The following is a 21766-nucleotide window of genomic DNA, read 5'->3' on the forward strand; positions in this document are numbered from 1 at the left end:
TCGGTCACGCTCGTCCTCGGATGCATGGACACCCGCGGCCGCCGAGGCCTAGCGTGGAAGGAGTCCACCCACGCCCGATGTCGAGCGTGCCCACGAAGGAGTCGACGTGCCCGAGAACACCGCTGTCACCCCCGAGCGCGAGCAGGAGCTGCTCGCGAAAGTCCCCACCGGCCTGCTGGTCAACGGCGAGTGGCGCGAGGCCACCGGCGGGAAGAAGTTCGCGGTCGAGGATCCTGCGACGGGCAGGACCCTGCTGGAGATCGCGGACGGCACGAGCGAGGACGCGGTCGCTGCCCTCGACGCCGCCGACGCCGTCCAGGCTTCCTGGGCCCGCACGGCGCCCCGCGAGCGCGCCGAGATCCTGCGCCGCGCCTTCGAGCTCGTAACCGAGCGCGCGGAGGACTTCGCCCTCCTCATGACCCTCGAGATGGGCAAGCCGCTGGCCGAGTCCCGCGGCGAGGTGACCTACGGCGCCGAGTTCCTGCGCTGGTTCTCCGAGGAGGCCGTGCGCGACTACGGCCGCTACCTCACCACCCCCGAGGGCAAGAACAAGATCCTGGTCCACCGCAAGCCGGTGGGCCCCTGCCTGCTCATCACGCCGTGGAACTTCCCGCTGGCGATGGCGACCCGCAAGATCGCCCCCGCGGTCGCCGCGGGCTGCACCATGGTGGTCAAGCCGGCGAAGTTCACCCCCCTCACCACCCAGCTGTTCGCCGCGGTCATGCAGGAGGCCGGGCTGCCCGCCGGCGTGCTCAACGTCGTCTCCTCCTCGTCCGCCTCGAGCATCTCGGGCCCGCTCATGAAGGACTCGCGCCTGCGGAAGGTCTCGTTCACGGGCTCGACGCCGGTGGGTCGCCGCCTGCTCGCGGATGCGTCCGAGAACGTGCTGCGCACCTCCATGGAGCTCGGCGGCAACGCGCCGTTCATCGTCTTCGAGGACGCCGACCTGGACAAGGCCGTGGCGGGCGCCATGGCCGCGAAGATGCGCAACATGGGTGAGGCCTGCACGGCCGCCAACCGCTTCCTGGTGCAGGAGTCCGTGGCCGAGGAGTTCACCGCCAAGTTCGCCGCGGCGATGGCGGAGCTCACGCCCGGCCGCGGGACCGAGCCGTCCACGACCGTGGGCCCCCTCATCGACGGCGGCGCCCGCAAGGACGTCCACGCCCTCGTGACCGAGGCCGTCCAGTCCGGCGCCCGCGTCGCCACCGGCGGCGCACCGCTCGAGGGCGAGGGCTACTTCTACGCCCCGACCGTCCTCGCCGACGTCCCGAACGACGCCGAGATCCTCCGCAACGAGATCTTCGGCCCGGTCGCCCCGGTCACGACGTTCAAGACCGAGGAGGACGCCATCCGCCTCGCCAACGCGACCGAGTACGGCCTCGCCTCCTACCTGTTCACCCGGGACTACGCGCGCATGTTCCGCGTGGCCGAGCAGATCGAGTACGGCATGGTCGGGTTCAACGCCGGCGTCATCTCCAACGCGGCCGCCCCGTTCGGCGGCGTCAAGCAGTCCGGCCTGGGCCGCGAGGGCGGCGCCGAGGGCATCGCGGAGTACACGACGACGCAGTACATCGGCATCGCGGACCCCTACGCGGGCTGACAACCCCGCCCCCCCAATTGAGGGGTCATCTCCCTGCGCTGAGGGGTCATGTCCCTGCGTTGACTGGCCAATGGCCCGGCATCGGACCGCGGGACATGACCCCTCAACCGTGGGACATGACCCCTCAACCGTGGGACATGACCCCTCAACCGCGGTGGGGCGGGGGCTCAGTCCTTCGGCCGCCGCACGCGGCGCAGGGCCCGCCCCAGGGCCGCGCGCATCCTGGCCCCCGCAGCCCCGGCTGCGGGGGCCAGCCGCGTCCGGGCACGCGTGAGCCAGGCGAAGGACGAGGGCGGCAGCGCCGCGATCCGCGCCCGCCGCACCGGATGCTGCGTGCGGCGCCCGGCCTCGTGCACCACGGCGACTGCGTGCCGCGCGGCATCCTCGTCGGCCTCGTAGCCGGGGCGCCCGAATTCGTGCCGCTCGTACGCGGTGGTGAGCGTGTCGAGCGCGCGGTGGAGGCCGCCGTCGTCCGCGTCCCACGCCCCGAGCCGCTGCGCGTACGAGCGCGGGGTGTCGGCGGGGCCGGGCGGGAGCCCGTGGTCGACCCCTACTGCCTCGAGCTCCTCCCAGATCCCTCGGAGTCCGCGCCGGAGCCGTCGCCGCCGCTGCGCCGCCCGGAGGGCGGCGGGAAGGGCGACGACGACGGCGAGCGCGAGGAGCCCGAGCGCCACGAGGACGGCGGGAATCCACGGGGCGGGCTCCTGTGCGGTGGCCGGGGCCGACGCCGGGCGGCTGGGCGCTGGGGTCGCGGAGGCGCCGTTGGGGCTCGCCCGCAGGCCGTCGTTGAGGTTGTCCAGGTTGCTGCTGCCGCCCGGGCCCGCGATGTCGGTGAAGGCATAGGAGGGCAGCACCCCGCGCGTGGGCGTCGGCTCGAACGGCACCCAGCCGAGCCCCTGGAAGTACAGCTCCGGCCACGCGTGGGCGTCCCTGCCGTCGACCTGGAACTCGGGCAGGGGCTGCGAGGCCGGGACCGCGACGGTCTGGCCGGTGGGGTGCCCGGGCGCGAAGCCCACGGCGATGCGGCTGGGGATGCCGACCACCCTGGCCATGACGGCCATCGCGGCGGCGAAGTGGATGCAGTAGCCCGACTTCTTCGTCAGGAAGGTGCTCAGCACGTCCATGCCCGTGCCGTCGTAGCCGTCCTCGACCGGCGTCTTCTCCGAGTACTGGAACGTGCGCAGCCACGCCTGGATCTTCAGCGCGCGGGCGTACGGGGTCGCGGCGCCCTGGGTGACCTGCTCGGCCGCGCTGCGCACGTTGGCCGGCACGCCCCTGGGGACCTGCGCGGCGACGAGGTCGATCCCGCGCGGCGCGGTCACCGCGGCGGAGAGCGCCTGGGGCGTGAGCTGCGGCATCGTGGAGTGCACCACGTACAGCTGGTTCTGGCTCGACGCCGGCGCGCCCTTGATGCTCAGGTCGCTCGGGTCCCAGCCGAAGTCGCCCCGCACGCCCTCGAGCGACTGGGGCGCGTACGGTGCCGGCAGGTAGGGGCTCGTGAAGCCGCCGGTGGTGACGACCGTGGTCGTGGCGGTCGTGGGACCGATGGCCGCCGCGGGGCCGGCGATCTGGGTGATGGGGTGCTGGAGCTGGTCGTCGTGGTTCTCCGGCCCCCAGGCGGCCCCGTTGAAGTCCTCGACCGTCACGGTGCGCAGGTAGACAGGTGACGTCGAGTCGGTCGCGTAGGTGAGGACGCCGACGGCGCTCGAGCTCCTCAGATCATTGCCGAGGCTGATGAGCGGGTTGAGGCCCACATTCTGCCCCAGGCTCTGCAGCCGGGAGCCCTCGGGGAAGGTTCCGGCGTCGAACCCGGGGATGATCTGGGGGATCGCGAGGGCGCCGGCGACCACGGTCGCCACGAGCACGGCGAAGCGTCCGGGGGACAGCGCGGCGGCGAGGCGTTCGGCGGCGCTGCCGGAGGCGTAGGCGGAGCCTGCGGTGGCGAGGAGCCCGAGGTAGCCCGCCGCGGCGGTCGCGAAGCCCGTTGCGCCCACGCTCTCCGGCTTGAGCACGGCGGGGACGACGAGGACCGCGAGGACGGCGACGCCCGAGACTGCCGGCATGCGGCACGAGAGGGCGATGGTCTCGGTGACGAGCGCGATGAGTCCGATCGCCCCGGCGTTCAGGGCCGCGATGCCGACGTTGGGCGCTGCCGGGACCGCGTCATAGGCGACCGTGTGCCAGGCCTGATCCAGCGCCTCGTGCGCGGCGCCGAGCGTGCCCGCGGTCGGGACGAGGCCGAGCAGGCTCGCGCCGCGGAAGAACATCGAGTCCATCGCGGCCGTCCAGGCCGCCAGCCCGGCGACGGCGACGGCGACGGGGTGCCAGCGGAACGCCCGGGCGAGGGAGGTCCCGGCAACCGTGGCGAGGAGCACCACGAGGACCGGGTACAGCCAGGACCAACCCCGCAGCACCCCTCCGTACGCGAGCGACCCGCCGCCGACGGCGAGGGCCAGGAACAGTTCGGCTGGCACATGGCGCCAGCCGGGCCGCCGGAGCGAGGGGCCCTTCACGCGGAGCTCCTCTCCCCGCCGCCCGGGCCCGCGCGGCGCTCCCCGCGGTCCAAGGAGGTGTCCTCGGCGGTCAGCGCAGCCCACACCCGCTGCATCGACGAGCGCGGCGTTGCCTCCGCGGCCCTCCAGCCAGCCTCCCGCAGGGCGTCGACGGCGGCGCGCGAGGATCCGGCCCGAGGGGCGACGACCACGGCGAGCGCGCGTTCGGCGAATCCGGACGCCGAGGCCAGCTCGCGGGCCTGCTCCGCCGTGGTGCGGCCGAGGACGGCGACGATCGGGCCCCGGTGGCGGTGGCCCTCGAGCCTGTCGAGGAGGGGGTCGCTGAAGCCGGCGGGATTCTGGGTCGGCTCCGCCGGGGCAATCGCGGCGAGGCCCTCGGCGATCAGGGCGAGGCCGTCTCGGCCCGTGTACTCGACGGCGTCGGGCTCCGGCGCCGAGGAGGAGCGTGCGAGGGCGAGGCCCCCGCCGGGCTCGAGCAGCCGCAGTGAATAGCCGAGCTCGCTCAGGTGGGCGGCGACGGACATGACGGCGCTGACCGCCCATTCGAACGCGGCCGACTCGCTGCCCTCGGCGCCCTCCTGCCCCGCGTCCGGGAACGCGGTGCCCCGCAGGTCCATCACGATCGTGGCCTCGGGCGAGACGGCGGACTCCTCCTGCCGCACCATGAGTTCGCCATGCCGTGCCGTCGCCGCCCAGTGGACGCGGCGCATGGGGTCCCCGTGGCGGTACTCGCGGGTCATGACATCGTCCTCGCTCGGCACCGACTGGATGCGGGCCGCAATGATGCCCTCGGCCCCCCGCAGCCCGGACAGCGCGGCTGCGGGGAGGGCGATCGCCGCCGGGGTCACGGTGAGCCTCGTGGTGGCACCCACCCTGCTGCGCCGCTCGGCCAGCCCGAACGGGTCCGAGTGCAGGGCCTCGACGGGGCCGATCCAGTAGAGCCCGCGCCGGGGGCAGCCGAGCTCGTACCGGTAGTTGCTCGCCCCGTCCCGGCCGATCGACGCACCGGGGTAGACGAAGGTGGGGCCCGTGCCGAGCGAGGCGGGAAGCTGCTCCGTCATGGCCATCCGCCCCGAGAGCAGGCCGCTGTGGCGCAGGCTCAGCGCGACCTCGGTGCTCTGACCGGCCTCGACGACCTCCGGGCGCGGCCTGCGCACCACGGTCATCGACGGGCGGACGAGAAGGCTGGCCACGAGGGCTCCTGCCGGGACGAGCGCGAGGAACACCGCAAGGTGCAGGAGGTCGCGCCGGCCCATGACCTGGGCGGCCATGAGCGCCACCGCGGCGGCGACCACGAAGCCCCAGCCGCGAGGTGTGAGGGTGCCCCGCCAGTCCGTCCGGGGCAGCCGCTCCACGCCGGACCGCCTATCCGTGGCGCCGGGCGCCGGACTGGGCGGCGACGGGGACCGGGACAGAGTCCACGACTGCCCGCAGCACGGCGGCCGCGGTGAGCCCGCTGCCCGATGCCCGGCGCTCGAGGACGAGACGGTGCGTGAGGACCGCCGGCGCCATCGCGGCGACGTCGTCGGGCAGCACGAAGTCGCGTCCGGCAAGGGCCGCGCGGGCCTTCGCCGCGCGCAGGAGCGCGAGGACGGCACGGGGGCTCGCGCCCAGGCGGATCCGCTCGCTCGCCCGGGTCGCGCGGCCGAGCTGCACCGTGTAGTCCCGCACCGGAGCTGAGACGAAGACGTCCTTGACGGTGGCGATCATCGCCCGGATCTCGGCCGCGTCCACCACCGGCTCGACCCGCAGCAGAGGGGAGTCCGACTGGTGGCTCTCGAGCATCTCCGCCTCGGCGGCGGCGTCCGGGTACCCCATCGAGATGCGCGCCATGAAGCGGTCCCGCTGGGCCTCGGGGAGGGGATAGGTGCCCTCCATCTCGATCGGGTTCTGCGTCGCGACGACCATGAACGGCTCGCTGAGCACGTAGGAGGTCCCGTCCACGGTGACCTGGTGCTCCTCCATGCACTCGAGCAGCGCGGACTGGGTCTTGGCCGAGGCACGGTTGATCTCGTCGCCGATCACGATGTTCGCGAACACGGCGCCGGGGCGGAACTCGAACTGCCGGGTGGCCTGGTTGTAGATGGAGACGCCGGTCACGTCGCTGGGTAGGAGGTCAGGGGTGAACTGGATGCGGCTGACCGAGCAGTCGATGGACCGGGCCAGGGTCTTGGCCAGCATCGTCTTGCCGACGCCGGGAACGTCCTCGACGAGCAGGTGGCCCTGGGCGAGCAGGACGGTGAGGGCCAGGCGCGCGGCCTCCGCCTGGCCGTCGACCACCTGGCCGATGGAGGCGAGGATCCGCTCGCACGCGGCCTTGAAGCGCGCCGCCTCCATGGGCTCGGGCGCCTCGACGTGGTGGAGCGCACGCAGGGGGCTCACCGAGCCCCCCGCCTGATCGACCCCGCCCTGATGACCGTCCATGTGCGCCCTCCCGGCCGGCCGCCCGCATGCGTGCGGCCCTGGTGCTGTGGCGTGCGCCACACCTAGCTCCACGTTACCCGCAGCGGCCGCATCGCGCTCGGCCCAGCGAGCGCCCAGCGGGCGCCCGGCCCGCGCCCGGCCGGCGCCCGGCCCGCGCCCGGCCCGCGCCCGGCCCGCGGCGGCGCGGGGCGGGCTCGGGCGGGCGCGGGCCGGTCCGCGAACTACAGTGGAGGCCATGTGCTCAGCCCACCCGCCCGCCGCCTACCGCCCCACTGACGCCGCCGAGGCGGAGGAGACGGCCACGCCGACGGGCGGCCGCCGCGCCGCCACGGACGAGTCGGGCCGCTCACGCCGCCTCGAGTACCCGCCGGCGCCGGAGCCGCTGCCCGTGCCGGTGGCGGACAACCACACCCACCTGAACTTCCGGGACGGGCTCGTGGAGGTCGGCGTCAAGGAGGCGCTCGACGCCGCGGCCGGGGTGGGCGTGGACCGCGCCGTCCAGGTGGGCTGCGACCTGCCCTCCTCCCGCTTCACGGTGCAGGCGCTCGACGCCGACTCCCGCCTGCTCGGCGCCGTCGCCCTGCACCCGAACGACGCCCCCCGCTACGCCGCGCGCGGCGAGCTCGAGGCCGCCTACGCCGAGATCGAGCAGCTCGCCGCGCACCCGCGGGTGCGCGCCATCGGGGAGACGGGGCTGGACTACTTCCGCTCGAAGGGCGATGCCCTGGCCATCCAGCACGACTCCTTCCGCTGGCACATCGACCTCGCCAAGCGCCTCGGCAAGACCCTGCAGATCCACGACCGCGACGCCCACGAGGACGTGGTCCGCCTCCTCTCCGAGGAGGGCGCCCCCGAGACGGTCGTGTTCCACTGCTTCTCGGGCGACGAGGACCTCGCCAGGACCTGCAACGAGCATGGCTGGTTCATGTCCTTCGCCGGGACGATGACGTTCAAGAACGCGGACAGCCTGCGCCGTGCCCTCGCCATCGCGGAGCCGGACAGGATCCTCGTGGAGACCGACTCGCCGTACCTCACGCCGCACCCGTACCGCGGGCGCCCCAACGCGAGCTACATGGTGCCGTACACCGTGCGCTCCATGGCCGAGGTCCTCGGCGCCGACCTCGCCGAGCTCTGCTCGCGGCTCTCGGCCAACACCGAGCAGGCCTACGGGTCCTGGGACTGAGCTGACAAGGCCGCGCGCCGTCCTCGTAGCCGTTCCGTGATCTGACTGGCCTCTGTGTAACGTTTCGGTTACTGTGAACCTCAACAGCCGGGGTCGCCGCAGACGCCGGGCACTTGCCCCCTCGGGGTGAGGCAGGAGCAGTGCCGCGGGCGCCCGCCGTCCATCTTCCGGTCCTCCCTGCCCCGTGCCCGGGGCCGCCGTGCCCGGATGGACCGACGATTGGACCCCTGTGAGCAAACACGGCCGCCGAGCAGCACGACCGGTCCGTCCCCGCCGTTCCCCCGTCCGCGCCGCGGGCCAGGCCGCCGTCGTGGCCGCGCTGGCCCTCGGGACCACGGCCTTCGTGGTGAACGGCAAGACCGTGACCCTCTCCGTCGACGGGCAGGCCAGCACCGTCACGACGTTCGCCTCCACCGTCGACGACGTGGTCCGCAGCGCGTCCGTGCAGCTCGGCTCGGCGGACCGCGTCTCGCCCGCCCTCGGCACGACGGTCACCGACGGCTCCGTGGTCACGGTCAGCCGCGCCAAGCGCGTCACGGTCGACCTCGACGGGGCCGAGCGCACCGTGGACACGACCGCGCCCGACGTCGCCGCGCTCGTGAGCCAGCTCGGGGTCGCCTCGGCCTCACTCGTCTCGCTCGACCGCTCCACCCACCTCGACGCCGGCATCGCCCCGATCAGGATCAGCACGCCGAAGGACGTCACAATCGTCGTCGACGGCACCCCCGTGACGCGCACGACGACGGCCGCCACCGTCGCGGACCTGCTCACCGAGCTGGGGATCACCCCCGGTGCGGCCGACCACGTCTCGGCCCCCCGCAATGCGCCCATCGTGGCGAACATGGCCCTCAAGGTCACCCGCGTGGACACCTCCGCCGCGAGCACCGTCACCGAGACGCTCCCGTACAGCACGGAGAAGACCGAGAGCGCTGACCTGCCCGAGGGCGAGACGAAGGTGGTCCAGCAGGGCGTGGACGGCACCGTCGAGAAGCACTACAGCAGCGTCACCGTGGACGGCCGCGTGGCGCAGCGCTCGTTCGTGTCCCAGAGCGTGACCCGGGCCGCGGTGACGGAGAAGATCCTCGTCGGCACGAAGCCGAAGGCGGACCCGGCCGCCCAGGATGCCGGCAAGAACACCGGCGCCGCCGCCCCCGCCGTCATGAACGCCGCGATGTGGGACAAGATCGCCCAGTGCGAGTCCAGCGGCAACTGGGCCGCGAACACCGGCAACGGCTACTACGGCGGCCTCCAGTTCGACATCTCGTCCTGGATCGCCAACGGCGGCGGCAATTACGCCCCCAACGCGGCCCTCGCCACCCGCGAGCAGCAGATCGCCGTCGCCAACACGTATTACGCAAAGGCCGGCCTCGGACCTTGGGGCTGCGCGGGCGCGGCGGGCTGAGAGGCCCGGCGGCTGAGGCGGCCCTCTGCCCCCGGTAGGATGCTCGGGTGACTGACGCCCCCGGCACCCGCCCGCTCCTCGGCGCCGCCGACATCCGTGCCCTCGCGGGCGAGCTGGGGATCCGGCCCACCAAGACCCTCGGGCAGAACTTCGTGATCGACGGCAACACCATCCGCCGCATCGTCATCTCGGCCCGACTCGACCCGTCCGAGACGGTCCTCGAGGTCGGCCCCGGCCTCGGCTCGCTCACCCTCGGCCTGCTCGACGCGGCGGCGAACGTCGTGGCGGTCGAGATCGACCCCGTCCTCGCCGGCCGGCTCCCGGCGACGGTCGAGCGGTGGCGGCCCGACGCCGTCGGCCGCTTCGCCCTCGTGCTCTCCGACGCCCTGAAGGTCACCGAGCTCCCGGCGGGGCCGTTCGCCCAGCCCAGCGCGGTCGTGGCGAACCTGCCCTACAACGTCGCCGTCCCCGTGGTCCTCCACCTCCTCGAGCACTTCCCGTCGCTGCGCCACGGCCTCGTCATGGTCCAGGACGAGGTGGCAGACCGCCTCGCCGCCGAGCCCGGCTCCAAGGTCTACGGCGTCCCCAGCGTCAAGGCCGCGTGGTACGGGACCATGCGCAAGGCCGGCGTGATCGGCATGAACGTCTTCTGGCCCGCGCCCAAGATCCACTCCGGCCTCGTGGCGTTCACGCGCACCGAGCCGCCGGCCACCTCCGCGACCCGCCGCGAGGTCTTCGCGGTCATCGACGCCGCCTTCGCCCAGCGCCGCAAGACCCTGCGGGCCGCGCTCTCCGGCTGGGCGGGCTCGGGTGCCGAGGCCGAGCGGGCGCTCCGGGCCGCCGGCGTGGACCCGCAGGCCCGCGGCGAGGTCCTCGGCGTCGCCGACTTCGCCCGCATCGCCGAGCAGCACCGCCCGGCCGACGCGGGTGCGCCCGCGACCGACGCCGTCCGATAGCGTGGGGGCATGCGCACCAGCCCCTCCGGACCCGACGCCCGCCCGAGGTCCGTGAAGGTCCGCGCTCCGGGCAAGGTCAACGTCTCCCTCCGGGTCGGCCCCCGCCGCCCCGACGGCTACCACTCGGTGGCCAGCATCTACCTCGCCGTCTCGCTGTTCGAGGAGGTCACCGCGACCACCTCGCCCGAGCCGGGCGTGACGGTGAGCCTGAGCCCCGAGAGCGCCCTCGACCTCGACGAGCTGGACATCCCCCTCGACGAGCGCAACCTCGCCGTGCGCGCCGCGCGCCTCATGGCGGAGATGACCGAGAACCCCACCGGCGTGCACCTGACCATCACCAAACGCGTTCCCGTGGCCGGCGGCATGGGCGGGGGATCCGCCGACGCCGCCGCCGCCCTCCTCGCCTGCGACGCCCTCTGGGGCTCGGGCCTGTCGAAGGAGGAGCTCGCGCACGTCGCCGCCGAGCTCGGAGCCGACGTGCCCTTCGCGCTCCTCGGCGGCGCCGCCGTGGGACTGGGGGTCGGGGACCAGCTCTCCCCGGCACTGGCCACCACGCGGTTCGACTGGGTCCTCGTCCCGGCTCCGTTCGGCCTCAGCACGCCCGCGGTGTTCGCCGAGCTGGACCGCCTGCGCGACGCGGAGGGCCTCAGCGTCCCCGAGCCCACGCACGTCGAGCCCGCCGTCCTGGCCGCCCTGAGGGCCGGGGACGCCGGCGGCCTGTCCCACCTGCTGGTCAACGACCTGCAGCGCGCCGCGGTGGGCCTCGCCCCGCAGCTGCGCGACACGCTCGGCTGGGCGGACTCGCACGGGGCGCTCGCCTCGATCGTCTCCGGCTCCGGGCCCACCGTCGCCCTCCTCGCCGCCGACGCCGGAGCTGCCGCCGACCTCGCGGAGGAGCTCGCGCACCACGGGATCGGGGCGCTCGCCGTCCACGGTCCCGTGCCCGGGGCGCGGATCGTCAGCGATACCCTTCTGTAGTCCCCTTCACCCGACTGGCAAGGATTCCTGTGGCACACCTCCTCGGCGGCGAGAGCCTGGCCATCTCCTTCGGCACGCGCACCGTGCTCGACGGCGTCACGGTCGGGCTCAACGAGGGCGACCGGATCGGGATCGTGGGCCGCAACGGCGACGGCAAGTCGACCCTCATGCGCCTCCTCGCCCAGCGGCTGACGCCCGACGCCGGCCGCGTCACCTGGCGCCGCGGCGTCAACGTCGGCTACCTCGACCAGGGCGACGTGCTCGACGGCGACCTCACGGTGGGCGCGGCGATCGTGGGGGACCGCGCCGACTACGAGTGGGCCTCGAACCCCACCATCCGCGACATCATGGGCGGCCTCGTGGCCGACGTCGACTGGCACGCGCAGGTGCACTCCCTCTCCGGCGGCCAGAAGCGGCGCGTCGCCCTGGCCAAGCTCCTCATCGAGCCGCACGACGTCATCATGCTCGACGAGCCCACCAACCACCTCGACGTGGAGGGCGTGGCATGGCTCGCGCGCCACCTCAAGACAAGGTGGCGGCCCACCGAGGGCGCCTTCCTCGTGGTCACCCACGACCGCTGGTTCCTCGACGAGGTCTGCAACGACACGTGGGAGGTCCACGACGGGATCGTCGAGCCCTTCGAGGGCGGCTACGCCGCCTACGTCCTGGCCCGCGCCGAACGCGACCGGATGGCCGCCGTCGTCGAGGGCAAGCGCGCGAACCTCGTGAAGAAGGAGCTCGCCTGGCTCCGCCGCGGCGCGCCCGCCCGCACCTCCAAGCCCAAGTTCCGCATCGAGGCCGCGAACGCCCTCATCTCCGACGTCCCCGAGCCGCGGGACACCGTGGCCCTGTCGAAGATGGCCACCGCGCGGCTCGGCAAGGACGTGATCGACCTCGAGGACGTGACCCTCGCCTACGACGGGGGCGACCCGCACGCGAAGCCGCTCCTGGACGGCATCACGCTGCGGCTGGCCCCCGGCGAGCGGGTGGGACTCGTCGGCGTCAACGGCGCCGGGAAGTCCACGCTCCTGCGGCTGCTCTCGGGGGACATCGCCCCGACCTCGGGCCGGGTCAAGCGCGGCAAGACCGTGGTCCCCGCCGTGCTCAGCCAGGACGTCCGCGAGCTCGACGACGTGGCCGACCTGCGCGTCATCGAGGTCATCCAGCGCGAGAAGCAGACGTTCACCGTGGGCTCGAAGGAGCTCACGGCCGGCCAGCTCGTCGAGCAGCTGGGCTTCACCAACGAGAAGCAGTGGACCCGCGTGTCAGAGCTCTCCGGCGGCGAACGGCGCCGGCTCCAGCTCCTGCGCCTCCTCGTCGGCGAGCCCAACGTGCTCATGCTCGACGAGCCCACGAACGACCTCGACACCGACACCCTCGCCGCCGTCGAGGACGTCCTCGACGGATGGCCCGGCACCCTCGTCGTCGTCAGCCACGACCGGTACCTGCTCGAGCGCGTCACCGACCACCAGCTCGCCCTCCTCGGCGACGGGAAGCTGCGCGACCTGCCCGGCGGCGTCGAGCAGTACCTCGCCCTGCGCGAGGCCGCGCTCGCGGCCGCCGAGGCGCTGCCCGGCCAGTCGCCCCAGGACGCCGAGGCCGCACCGGCCGCGCCCGGCCGCTCCGAGGCCGAGAAGCGGGAGGCCCGCAAGGAGCTCTCCCGCATCGAGCGCCAGCTCGGCAAGCTCGCCGCCCAGGAGGAGAAGCTGCACGCCCAGATGGCCGCTTCCGCCGAGGACTTCGTCCGCCTCGGAGACCTCAACGCCCAGCTGAACGAGCTGCACGGACAGAAGGACGAGCTCGAGCTCGCATGGCTCGAAGCCTCCGAGGTCCTCGAGTAGCGCCGAGCGTTCACACTCCCGCCACCACGTGGCCACCGGCCCCGCCTACGCTGGGCGCAGCAGGCCATGGGGGCTCGCGGAAGGGACACGCATGGGCGCTCGGAGCGACGACTTCACCTCGGTGGTGCCGGGGGACCTGGTCACCGTCGTCGAGCCCGGCCGGCTCTCGGTCTCGGGCATCGTCGACGCGGTGGCGCCGGACGGATCGGTGCTGTGGGTCATCGAGCACGGCGGCCAGGGCCGCCACATGGTGCACAGCTCGGACGCCGCCGACGTCCAGCGCCGGCGCAGCTGACCGGCCCGCGCGGGGCCGGACTCTGGCCGCTCCCAGCCTCGCCCCCTAGCATCGGCTAGATGGGCTCCTTCGTCGCAGCGATCCTGGCGGTGCCGCCGCTCGTGGCGTACCTGGCCGTGTTCGCCCTCGTCTTCGCCGAGGACGCGATCTTCATCGGCTTCGTGATCCCAGGCGAGACCGCCGCCGTGCTGGGCGGGGTGCTCGCCAACCAGGGCAAGGCGGACCTGTGGATCATGGCGCCCCTGATCGTGCTCGCCGCGATCCTCGGCGACACCGTCGGGTATGAGATCGGCCGGCATCTGGGCCCCCGCCTGCTCGGCTTCCGGGTCTTCGACCGGCACCGGCGGCGCCTCGACGACGCCCAGGAATTCCTGCGCCGGCGCGGCGGATCCGCCGTGTTCCTGGGCCGGTTCGTCGCCTTCTTCCGAGCCATGATGCCCGCCCTCGCCGGCGCGTCCCGCATGCCGTACCCGAGGTTCCTCGCCTTCAACGCCCTGGGCGGGGCGGTGTGGGGGACAGGGTTCGCCGTGCTCGGCTACGTCGCCGGGGCGTCCTACGAGGTGGTCGCCAAGGCTGCGGGCCGGGACATCGCCGCGGTGGTGGGCGTCGTCGCCGTCATCGCCATCGTCGTCTGGCGCGTGCGCAGGGGGCGCGCGGACCGTCGCGACGAGCGGGCGTTCAGGAGTCGACCAGCCCCGGATCCCTCTGAAGGCCAGTGAGCCCGTTCCACGCGAGGTTGACCAGGTGCGCGGCCACGGCGTGCTTGTCGGGGGAGCGGGCGTCCAGCCACCACTGCCCCGTCATCGCCACCATGCCCACGAGCATCTGGGCGTACATCGCGCCGTCGCCCGTGCTGAACCCGCGGGCGGAGAACTCGTCTCCGAGGATGTGCTCGACCCGCGCGGCCACGCGCGAGAGGATGCTCGACAGCGCGCCCTCCCGCTGCCCGGGCGGCGCGTCGCGGACCACGATCCGGAAACCGTCCGTGTTCTCCTCGATGTACCCGAGCAGCGCGAGCGCGGCGCGCTCCACGAGCACCCGCGGCCGGGCCTTTCCGCCCAGCGAGGAGCGGATCGCCTCGAGCAGGCTCTCCGACTCGTGCTCGACGACCTGCCGGTACAGGCCCTCCTTCGACCCGAAGTGCTCGTAGACCACGGGCTTGCTCACGCCCGCGGCGGCCGCGATCTCCTCGATCGTGGCCCCGTCGAGGCCCTTGGCCGCGAACACCGACCGGCCCACGTCGACCAGCTGGAGGCGGCGCTGGGGCCCGCTCATCCGCACTCGCGCCGCGGCGGGGTCCCGTCCGGGCGCCGCCGCGGGGGCGGCGGCGCGCTCGGGCTCGGACGGCAACACGATGGCCATCCTAGTGCGGGCGGCCTGCGCGGCCTTCCAGCGCGCCCATCCATGGCAGAATTGACCACTGTGCCGCGCCCGTTCCGGCGGCAGCGTGCACTCCGCCCTGGTGTAACGGCAGCACGCCGGCCTTTGGAGCCGTGCAGTCTAGGTTCGAATCCTAGGGGCGGAACGCAATGGCCAGCCGACGGCACTGGCTAGAATTGCCGACAGCCCCACTCGCCAGCCGATCGACCAGGAGAGCCAGCGACAGTGAATGCGGAGACCCCCGGACAGAGCGCAACAGCACAGGACCTGGGGCGGCCGCATCCCGCCGGCGCCCCGAGCGCGGCCCACGGACAGCACGGCCCCGCCGCCGTGATCGTCCTCGCCGCCGGGGCGGGGACGCGCATGAAGTCGCGCACCCCCAAGATCCTCCACCCGCTCGGCGGCCGCTCGATGGTCGCCCACGCGCTCGACGCCGCCCGCGGCCTCGCGCCGGGCCGGCTCGCCGCCGTCGTGCGGCACGAGCGGGACCTCGTCGCCGCGCACATCGCCGAGCACGACCCGGCCGCCGTCATCGTCGACCAGGACGAGGTCCCCGGGACCGGGCGCGCGGTCGAGGTGGCCCTCGAGGCGCTCGACGCCGAGGCCGAGGGCGGCCAGCTAGCGGGCACCGTCGTGGTGACCTACGGCGACGTGCCGCTGCTGACCACCGCGCTGCTGGCCGAGCTCGTCGCCGAGCATGAGGGCGCCGGCAACGCCGTCACCGTCCTCACCGCCGTGCTCGAGGACGCGACCGGCTACGGCCGCATCCTGCGCGAGGACGACGGCACGGTCGCCGGGATCCGCGAGCACAAGGACGCCTCGGCCGCCGAGCGCGCCATCCGCGAGGTCAACTCGGGCATCTACGCCTTCGAGGCCGCCGTGCTGCGCGAGGCGCTCCGGCAGGTCACCACCGAGAACGCGCAGGGCGAGAAGTACCTCACCGACGTCCTCGCGATCGCCCGCGCCGCCGGCGGCCGCGTCTCCGCGCTCGCCACCACGGACCGCTGGCAGGTCGAGGGCGCCAACGACCGCGTCCAGCTGCAGGCCCTCGCCGCCGAGCACAACCGGCGCATCCTCGACGCCTGGATGCGCGCCGGCGTGACGGTGGTGGACCCCGCCACCACGTGGGTCGACGCAACGGTGCAGCTCGCCGAGGACGTCACCCTCAAGCCCAACACCCAGCTGCACGGCGCCACGGTCGTGGAGCGCGAGGCAGTGATCGGACCCGACACGACCCTCACCGACTGCGTGGTCCGCGAGGGCGCGACCGTGAAGCGCACCGACGGGACCGGATCCGAGATCGGCGCCGGCGCCACCGTGGGCCCCTTCACCTACCTCCGTGCCGGCACCCGGCTCGGGCCCGACGGCAAGATCGGCGCGTTCTACGAGACGAAGAACGCCCAGATCGGCCGCGGCGCCAAGCTCTCGCACCTCGGCTACGTGGGGGACGCCGAGGTCGGCGAGGGCGCGAACATCGGCTGCGGCAACATCACCGCCAACTACGACGGCGTCCACAAGCACCGCACCGTGATCGGTGCCCAGGTGCGCACCGGCTCGAACACGGTCTTCGTGGCCCCCGTCACCGTCGGCGACGGCGCCTACACGGCCGCCGGCGCGATCGTGCGCAAGGACGTGCCCGCCGGGGCCCTGGCCCTCTCCGTCGCCCCGCAGCGCAACGCCGAGGGGTGGACCGAGGCGCACCGCGCCGGCTCGCCGTCCGCGGCCGCGGCTGCCGGAGCCCGGGCCGCGGCGGCCGGCGCCGCCGACGAGGCCCCCGAATCACCTTCCTCCGCCGCATCCCCCTCGAAGAAAGAAGAAGGCAAGTAGATGACCGAGATCACGGCCAATGGCGAGAAGCGCCTGGTGCTCGCCTCCGGGCGCGCCCACCCGGAGCTCGCGCAGGAGATCGCCAAGGAGCTCGGCACCGAGCTGCTGCCGACCTCGGCGTACGACTTCGCGAACGGGGAGACCTACGTCCGCTTCGAGGAGAGCGTCCGCGGCGCCGACGCGTTCGTGATCCAGGCGCACCCCGCGCCGATCAACAACTGGATCATGGAGCAGCTGATCATGATCGACTCGCTCAAGCGTGCCAGCGCCAAGCGGATCACGGTCGTCTCCCCGTTCTACCCCTACGCCCGGCAGGACAAGAAGCACCGCGGCCGCGAGCCCATCTCGGCGCGCCTCATGGCGGACCTCTACAAGACCGCCGGCGCGGACCGCCTCATGAGCGTGGACCTGCACACGGCGCAGATCCAGGGCTTCTTCGACGGACCCGTCGACCACCTCATGGCCATCCCGCTCCTGGCCGACTACGTGCGCACGCGCGTGGACCTGAACAAGGTCACGGTCGTCTCCCCGGACACCGGCCGCGTGCGCGTCGCCGAGCAGTGGGCCGAGCGCCTCGGCGGCGCCCCGCTCGCGTTCGTGCACAAGTCCCGCGACGTCAACGTGCCCAACTCCGCGGTCTCCAAGACCGTTGTCGGCCAGATCGAGGGCCGCGACTGCGTGCTCATCGACGACATGATCGACACCGGCGGCACGATCTCCGGCGCCGTCACGGTCCTGAAGAACGCCGGCGCCCGCTCCGTCATCATCGCCGCGACCCACGCCGTGTTCTCCGACCCGGCGGCGCAGCGCCTGGCCGAGTCCGGCGCCCGCGAGGTCGTGGTGACCAACACGCTGCCGATCCCCGCCGAGAAGCGCTTCGAGCAGCTCACCGTCCTCTCGATCGCCCCGCTCATCGCCCGCGCGATCCACGAGGTCTTCGACGACGGCTCGGTCACGTCCCTCTTCGACGGCCGCAGCTGACTGCAGCACCCCACGCACGACGGCGGTGTCCCCACCTGAGGCGGGGACGGCGCCGTCGTGCGTCGTTTTGGCGGGCGTCCCGCCGCCCGGTAGCATGGACGGCGAACCTTGGCGAGGGAGCGCCCGCTCCGTGATCGACTGGGTCTGGCAGTTCCTTCGCAGTGTCCCTCGGGGCCGGGCGGGGGTCGGCAGACCTCGCGCCAAACGAACCTCGAAGGAGACACCATGAGCGAGAAGCTCGCAGCCGAGAAGCGCGCCGAGTTCGGCAAGGGCTACGCCCGTCGCGCCCGCGCCGCCCACAAGATCCCCGCCGTCATCTACGGCCACGGCGCCGAGCCGATCCACGTCACCCTCCCGGGCCACGAGACCATGATCGCCGTCCGCGTCCCGAACGCCCTCCTCACGCTCGACATCGCGGGCGAGGAGCACCTCGCGATCGTCAAGGACATCCAGCGCAACGCCGTCCGCCAGACGATCGAGCACATCGACCTCCTCACGGTCCGCCGCGGTGAGAAGGTCACGGTCGACGTCCCCGTGCACGTCACCGGTGAGGTGGCCGCCGGGTTCGTCGCCAACCAGGAGGCCGTGACCGTCTCGGTCGAGGCCGAGGCGACCCACCTGCCGACCGCCCTCGAGGTCAGCGTCGAGGGCCGCGAGGCCGGCCAGCACGTCCACGCCGCCGACATCGCCCTGCCCCAGGGCGTGGCGCTCCTGACCGACGGCGAGACCCTCGTGGTCAACGTCTCCGAGGCCCTCGAGGTTGCCGCGGAGGAGGCCGGCGAGGCCGAGGCCGCCGCCGAGGCGCCGGAGGCCGAGGAGGCCGAGGAGGCCCCCGCCGAGTAGTCTCGCGACTGCTGAACTGCGTCAGGCGGCCCGTCCCACCCGGGGCGGGCCGCTTCGACGTGGCGGGCCCGCCCGCCGATCGCCCGCCCAGCCCCAAGGAGCGCACCCATGACCGACACCTGGCTCGTCGTAGGCCTCGGCAACCCCGGGCCCGAGTACAGCGGGAACCGGCACAACGTCGGGCAGATGGTCCTCGACGCCCTTGCCTCCCGCATGGGCGGGAGGTTCGCCGCGCACAAGGGGGCGCGCGCCGCCGTCCTCGAGGGCCGGCTCTGGGTGGGCGGCCCCCGCGCCGTCCTCGCCAAGCCGCTGACCTACATGAACGTCTCCGGCGGTCCGACCTCCTCCCTCGCCAAGTACTACGGGATCGAGCCCGGCCACGTCGTCGCGGTCCACGACGAGCTGGACATCCCGTTCAACACGGTCCGGCTCAAGCTCGGCGGCGGCGAGGGCGGCCACAACGGCCTGCGGGACATCTCCAAGGCCCTCGGCACGAAGGACTACCTCCGGGTGCGGGTCGGCGTGGGCCGGCCTCCCGGGCGCATGGACGCCGCCGACTTCGTGCTGCGGGACTTCGCCTCCACCGAGAAGAAGGAACTGCCGTTCCTCCTCGACGAGGCCGCGGACGCTGTCGAGATGCTCGCGCGGGACGGCCTCGCCGCCGCCCAGCAGAAGTTCCACCCGGCCAAGGCGTAGGCCTCGCGCAGGGCATGACATTCGGCCCTGCTCGCACCGCCGACCGCGGCGGTACGGTTGCCCCAGCCACGTCCTTGCGGGGGACGTGCCGACGCACGGGGGCGCAGGTCAGATGCGGACGCGGATCGAGGCAGAGGAGACGGGCCAGCTCCTGCGGGACGCGAAGGTCCGCGCGGGCGACAGGCTGGCGTGGGCGCGCGCCGTCAGATCCAGGGAGATCGCGGAGGCGGCGGCGGCGCTGGCCGCGCCCGGCTCCTACGGCGTGGTGCTGACCGGCGACACGAGCTCCGGCAAGTCCGCGGTGGCCTCGGCCCTGCTCACCGGCCTCGAGGCCTCCGCCCACACCATCCGCCTGCGCTCCACGACCATGGGGACCCGGACCCCGTATGGGGCGCTCGCGGTGCTGCTTGCGCGGCTGCCCGAGGACGCCCAGGCCGACCCGGGATCGATCATGCGGGGCATCCTGCAGCTCGTCGCCGCCGACGCCGGCGGCCGCACCGCGGTGATGTCGCTGGAGACCTCCAAGAACCTCGACGAACTCAGCACCGCCACCCTCGTGAACATCATGGTCACCGGCACCGCCAAGGTGGTCCTCGTCGCGGACCGGGCGAGCGAGCTGCCCGCAGACTTCCACTGGATGCTCTCCGAGGGGCGGCTGCGCGAGATCCCCCTGGCCGCGCTCTCGCCCGAGGAGACGCTCCAGGGACTGCGCCTGCTGCTCGGAGGGATCGTCCCCCAGACCGTCGGGTTCCAGCTGCAGGCGATGTCGCGGGGCAACCCGCAGGTGACGCTGCTCGTGGCAGCCGAACTCCTGCAGCGGGGGGCCCTCGCCGCCGCGGACGGCGTGTGGACCCTTGCCCCCGACGCCGAGATGGGCGGCATCCGCCAGATCGACGACCTCGTGCGGGCCCGGCTCGAACGGCAGCCCCCGCGCATCCAGACCATCGTCGAGGCCCTCGCCTGCGCACGCCGCATCCCGCTGCAGCGGCTCCTCTCCGTGTTCCGCCGGGAGGACCTCGCGCAGATGGAGGACGACGGCCTCATCACCGTCGACGACGGGGGGCGGCATACGGTGGCCCTCGCCGACCCCCTCGTGGGCGAGGTGGTCCGCGGGTGGCTCTCCGTGCCCCGCCGCCGCGAACTGCGCACGCTGCTGATGTCCGACGGCGAGCCCCCGGTCGAGGCCATTGCCGTCCTCGAACTCCTCGGCCTGGCGGCCTGGACGCGCGAGTGCCACACCCTGCTGCCGCCGCGGCACGCCCTCGCGGCCGCCTCCGCGTCCCTGCGGCTGTTCGCCCCGCGGTTCGCGCTCGACTGCCTCGAGGGGATCGACCGCGAGGCCACGACCTGGCCCACCGTCCAGCACCTGCGCGCCCGGGCCCTGCTCATGCTGCAGCTGCCCCAGCAGGCCCTCGCCTGCCTCGACCAGGTCGCCGAGGACGAGCTCGCCCTCCTGGCCCCCTCAGCGGTGGCCGAGCTCACGGCAACCCAGGCCGAGGCCATGCGCTGGATCCCGGACCGCGCCGGGCAGGTCGAGGGCCTCCTGGCCGATGCCCGCGCCAGGCTCCTGCTGGGCGCGGGGTCCGGCCCGCGCCCGGATGCCGAGGTCCGGCGGGCGGCCGCGGTGCTGGACCTCGCGGACTTCGAGCACAGGGCCTTCGTGGGCGACTACCGCCGCATCGAGGACCGACTCGAGGCCATGGTGGCGGACCCCGACCCTGCCGACGACGAGATCCGCCTGCGCGCAGCCTGCATCCTCATGGAGGCCAGGACCATGCTCGGCAGGGAGCAGGAAGGGCTCGCCCTGCTGCACGAGGTCGCGGCGCAGATGGGACAGAAGCAGGGTTCGGCGCCGCTGCGGCAGGCCTTCGCAGCCCGCGCCTTCACCGTCCTCCTGTTCAACGGGCACTGGCGGCAGGCGCTCGCCCTGCTCAGGAGCCCGTCCCAATGGTCGCTCGAGCGGCTCAGGGCGACCGGGGCCTCCCTCGAGCTTGGCGCGGGACTCGCGTACGTCTACGCGGGCCGCGGCCACGACGCGCTGGGCCCCCTCCTCTCCGCGCTCGCCCTCCTCGAGCGGGGGCCGTCGGCGGGCCTGCTCGGGCCCGCCTACGCCGCGACCGCCTTCGCCTACGCGCAGCTGGGCGATGCCCCGGCGTCCCGGAAGTGGCTCGAGAAGCTGGAGCGCTGGCGGCCGCAGGGCAGCTACCAGACCCGCTCGATCGTCGACTTCTGCTCCCAGATGGCACGCCGGTGGACCGGGGACCCGCAGGCGGCCTCCCGGCTCGTGGCCTCGGCGCGCGAGGACATCGCCTTGGGGCGGTGGAACCAGGCCGGCATCAAGCTCTTCGGGGCGACGGTGGGGGGCCACGCCGACGACCTGCGCCTGCTCGAGGAGGTCTGCGCGCACCGGCAGGGTCAGCTGGCCCAGCTCGCCCTCCTGCTGGCCCGCGGCACCCGGACCGGGCGGCTCGAAGACCTGACTGCGGCGGCGGACCTTGCGGCCGCGCTCGAACTCGACGCCGTCGAATCGCGGTGCGCGGCCGTGGCCCTCGACCGGGCGCGGGAGATGGACGACGCCGGGGCGGTGCGGCGCCTGCGCCCGCGCCTCGACGCCCTGGCGGGCCGGCTCGCCGTCCTTCCCGTGGAGCCCCGGCACGCGCCGGCAGTTCTCACCGACCGCGAACAGGAGGTCGCGGCCCTCGCAGCGTCCGGAACCTCCAACCGGCGCATCGCGGAGCTGCTCGGACTCTCGGTGCGCACCGTGGAAGGGCACCTCTACCAGATCTTCGCCAAGCTCTCCGTCTCGACCCGGGGCGAGCTGGCGGACCTGCTGTGACCTTGCCCAGC

The 21766-nt window shown here is 73.7% G+C and carries 17 protein-coding genes and 1 tRNA gene; 14 read left to right on the forward strand and 4 right to left on the reverse strand.

The annotated features are described in order from the left end of the window. Positions 1 to 106: 106 nt before the first annotated feature. The gene (locus tag J2W21_RS04010; RefSeq protein ID WP_307113221.1) at positions 107 to 1600 is read left to right on the forward strand and encodes an NAD-dependent succinate-semialdehyde dehydrogenase; all 1494 of its coding nucleotides are present in this window, start codon (positions 107 to 109) and stop codon (positions 1598 to 1600) included. A gap of 167 nt (positions 1601 to 1767) precedes the next feature. Here the strand turns inward: J2W21_RS04010 and J2W21_RS04015 are convergent, their stop codons facing one another. From J2W21_RS04015 to J2W21_RS04025, 3 genes are read right to left on the reverse strand one after another with little or no spacing between them, the layout of a single operon-like run. Continuing rightward, the gene (locus tag J2W21_RS04015; protein WP_307113222.1) at positions 1768 to 4113 is read right to left on the reverse strand and encodes a transglutaminase TgpA family protein; all 2346 of its coding nucleotides are present in this window, start codon (positions 4111 to 4113) and stop codon (positions 1768 to 1770) included. After that, entirely contained in the window at positions 4110 to 5468 is a 1359-nt protein-coding gene (locus J2W21_RS04020; protein ID WP_307113223.1) for a DUF58 domain-containing protein, read from the reverse strand. The genes J2W21_RS04015 and J2W21_RS04020 overlap by 4 nt, the downstream gene beginning before the upstream one ends. A 10-nt stretch (positions 5469 to 5478) precedes the next feature. Further along, complete coding sequence (locus J2W21_RS04025; protein WP_307113224.1) at positions 5479 to 6537, reverse strand: AAA family ATPase; 1059 nt, start codon at positions 6535 to 6537, stop codon at positions 5479 to 5481. Positions 6538 to 6772: 235 nt separating this feature from the next. Here J2W21_RS04025 and J2W21_RS04030 point away from each other — a divergent pair, with 235 nt between their 5' ends. The 7 genes from J2W21_RS04030 to J2W21_RS04060 all read left to right on the forward strand — a co-directional run bounded on the left by J2W21_RS04030 (position 6773) and on the right by J2W21_RS04060 (position 13911). Continuing rightward, complete coding sequence (locus tag J2W21_RS04030; protein ID WP_307113225.1) at positions 6773 to 7720, forward strand: TatD family hydrolase; 948 nt, start codon at positions 6773 to 6775, stop codon at positions 7718 to 7720. Between the two features lie 229 nt (positions 7721 to 7949). Then, a complete protein-coding gene (locus J2W21_RS04035) occupies positions 7950 to 9122 on the forward strand; it encodes a resuscitation-promoting factor (protein WP_307113226.1) in 1173 nt (390 codons plus the stop codon). A 47-nt stretch (positions 9123 to 9169) separates the two neighbouring features. Then, positions 9170 to 10078: a 16S rRNA (adenine(1518)-N(6)/adenine(1519)-N(6))-dimethyltransferase RsmA gene (gene rsmA, locus J2W21_RS04040; protein ID WP_307113227.1), complete on the forward strand. Its 909-nt coding sequence runs from the start codon at positions 9170 to 9172 to the stop codon at positions 10076 to 10078. Positions 10079 to 10087: 9 nt separating this feature from the next. Beyond that, positions 10088 to 11056 (forward strand): 4-(cytidine 5'-diphospho)-2-C-methyl-D-erythritol kinase, encoded by a 969-nt coding sequence (locus J2W21_RS04045; protein WP_307113228.1) that lies wholly within the window; start codon positions 10088 to 10090, stop codon positions 11054 to 11056. Positions 11057 to 11085: 29 nt separating this feature from the next. Then, positions 11086 to 12897: an ABC-F family ATP-binding cassette domain-containing protein gene (locus J2W21_RS04050; protein WP_307113229.1), complete on the forward strand. Its 1812-nt coding sequence runs from the start codon at positions 11086 to 11088 to the stop codon at positions 12895 to 12897. Between the two features lie 91 nt (positions 12898 to 12988). Next, positions 12989 to 13192 carry a hypothetical protein gene (locus tag J2W21_RS04055; RefSeq protein ID WP_307113230.1) on the forward strand — a complete coding sequence of 68 codons (204 nt, stop codon included), beginning with the start codon at positions 12989 to 12991 and terminating at the stop codon, positions 13190 to 13192. Between the two features lie 59 nt (positions 13193 to 13251). Further along, a complete protein-coding gene (locus J2W21_RS04060; protein WP_307113231.1) occupies positions 13252 to 13911 on the forward strand; it encodes a DedA family protein in 660 nt (219 codons plus the stop codon). On the opposite strand, the gene J2W21_RS04065 is transcribed toward J2W21_RS04060, so the two are convergent. Then, positions 13871 to 14467, reverse strand: a complete 597-nt coding sequence (locus J2W21_RS04065) for a TetR/AcrR family transcriptional regulator (protein ID WP_307113491.1) — start codon at positions 14465 to 14467, stop codon at positions 13871 to 13873. The genes J2W21_RS04060 and J2W21_RS04065 overlap by 41 nt on opposite strands. A 178-nt stretch (positions 14468 to 14645) precedes the next feature. Between J2W21_RS04065 and J2W21_RS04070 the strand changes: the two genes are divergently transcribed. The 6 genes from J2W21_RS04070 to J2W21_RS04095 all read left to right on the forward strand — a co-directional run bounded on the left by J2W21_RS04070 (position 14646) and on the right by J2W21_RS04095 (position 21755). Then, positions 14646 to 14717: transfer RNA gene (locus J2W21_RS04070), tRNA-Gln, on the forward strand. Positions 14718 to 14839: 122 nt separating this feature from the next. Beyond that, the gene (gene glmU, locus J2W21_RS04075; RefSeq protein ID WP_307113492.1) at positions 14840 to 16399 is read left to right on the forward strand and encodes a bifunctional UDP-N-acetylglucosamine diphosphorylase/glucosamine-1-phosphate N-acetyltransferase GlmU; all 1560 of its coding nucleotides are present in this window, start codon (positions 14840 to 14842) and stop codon (positions 16397 to 16399) included. Then, the gene (locus J2W21_RS04080) at positions 16400 to 17380 is read left to right on the forward strand and encodes a ribose-phosphate diphosphokinase (protein ID WP_066496966.1); all 981 of its coding nucleotides are present in this window, start codon (positions 16400 to 16402) and stop codon (positions 17378 to 17380) included. 225 nt (positions 17381 to 17605) lie between these two features. Next, positions 17606 to 18223 carry a 50S ribosomal protein L25/general stress protein Ctc gene (locus J2W21_RS04085; protein ID WP_307113232.1) on the forward strand — a complete coding sequence of 206 codons (618 nt, stop codon included), beginning with the start codon at positions 17606 to 17608 and terminating at the stop codon, positions 18221 to 18223. 108 nt (positions 18224 to 18331) lie between these two features. Further along, positions 18332 to 18919, forward strand: a complete 588-nt coding sequence (pth, locus tag J2W21_RS04090; RefSeq protein ID WP_307113233.1) for an aminoacyl-tRNA hydrolase — start codon at positions 18332 to 18334, stop codon at positions 18917 to 18919. A 112-nt stretch (positions 18920 to 19031) separates the two neighbouring features. Further along, the gene (locus tag J2W21_RS04095; RefSeq protein WP_307113234.1) at positions 19032 to 21755 is read left to right on the forward strand and encodes a helix-turn-helix transcriptional regulator; all 2724 of its coding nucleotides are present in this window, start codon (positions 19032 to 19034) and stop codon (positions 21753 to 21755) included. Positions 21756 to 21766 lie beyond the last annotated feature (11 nt).

This window comes from Sinomonas atrocyanea (assembly GCF_030811715.1).
GTDB classification, from domain to species: Bacteria; Actinomycetota; Actinomycetes; order Actinomycetales; family Micrococcaceae; genus Sinomonas; species Sinomonas atrocyanea_A.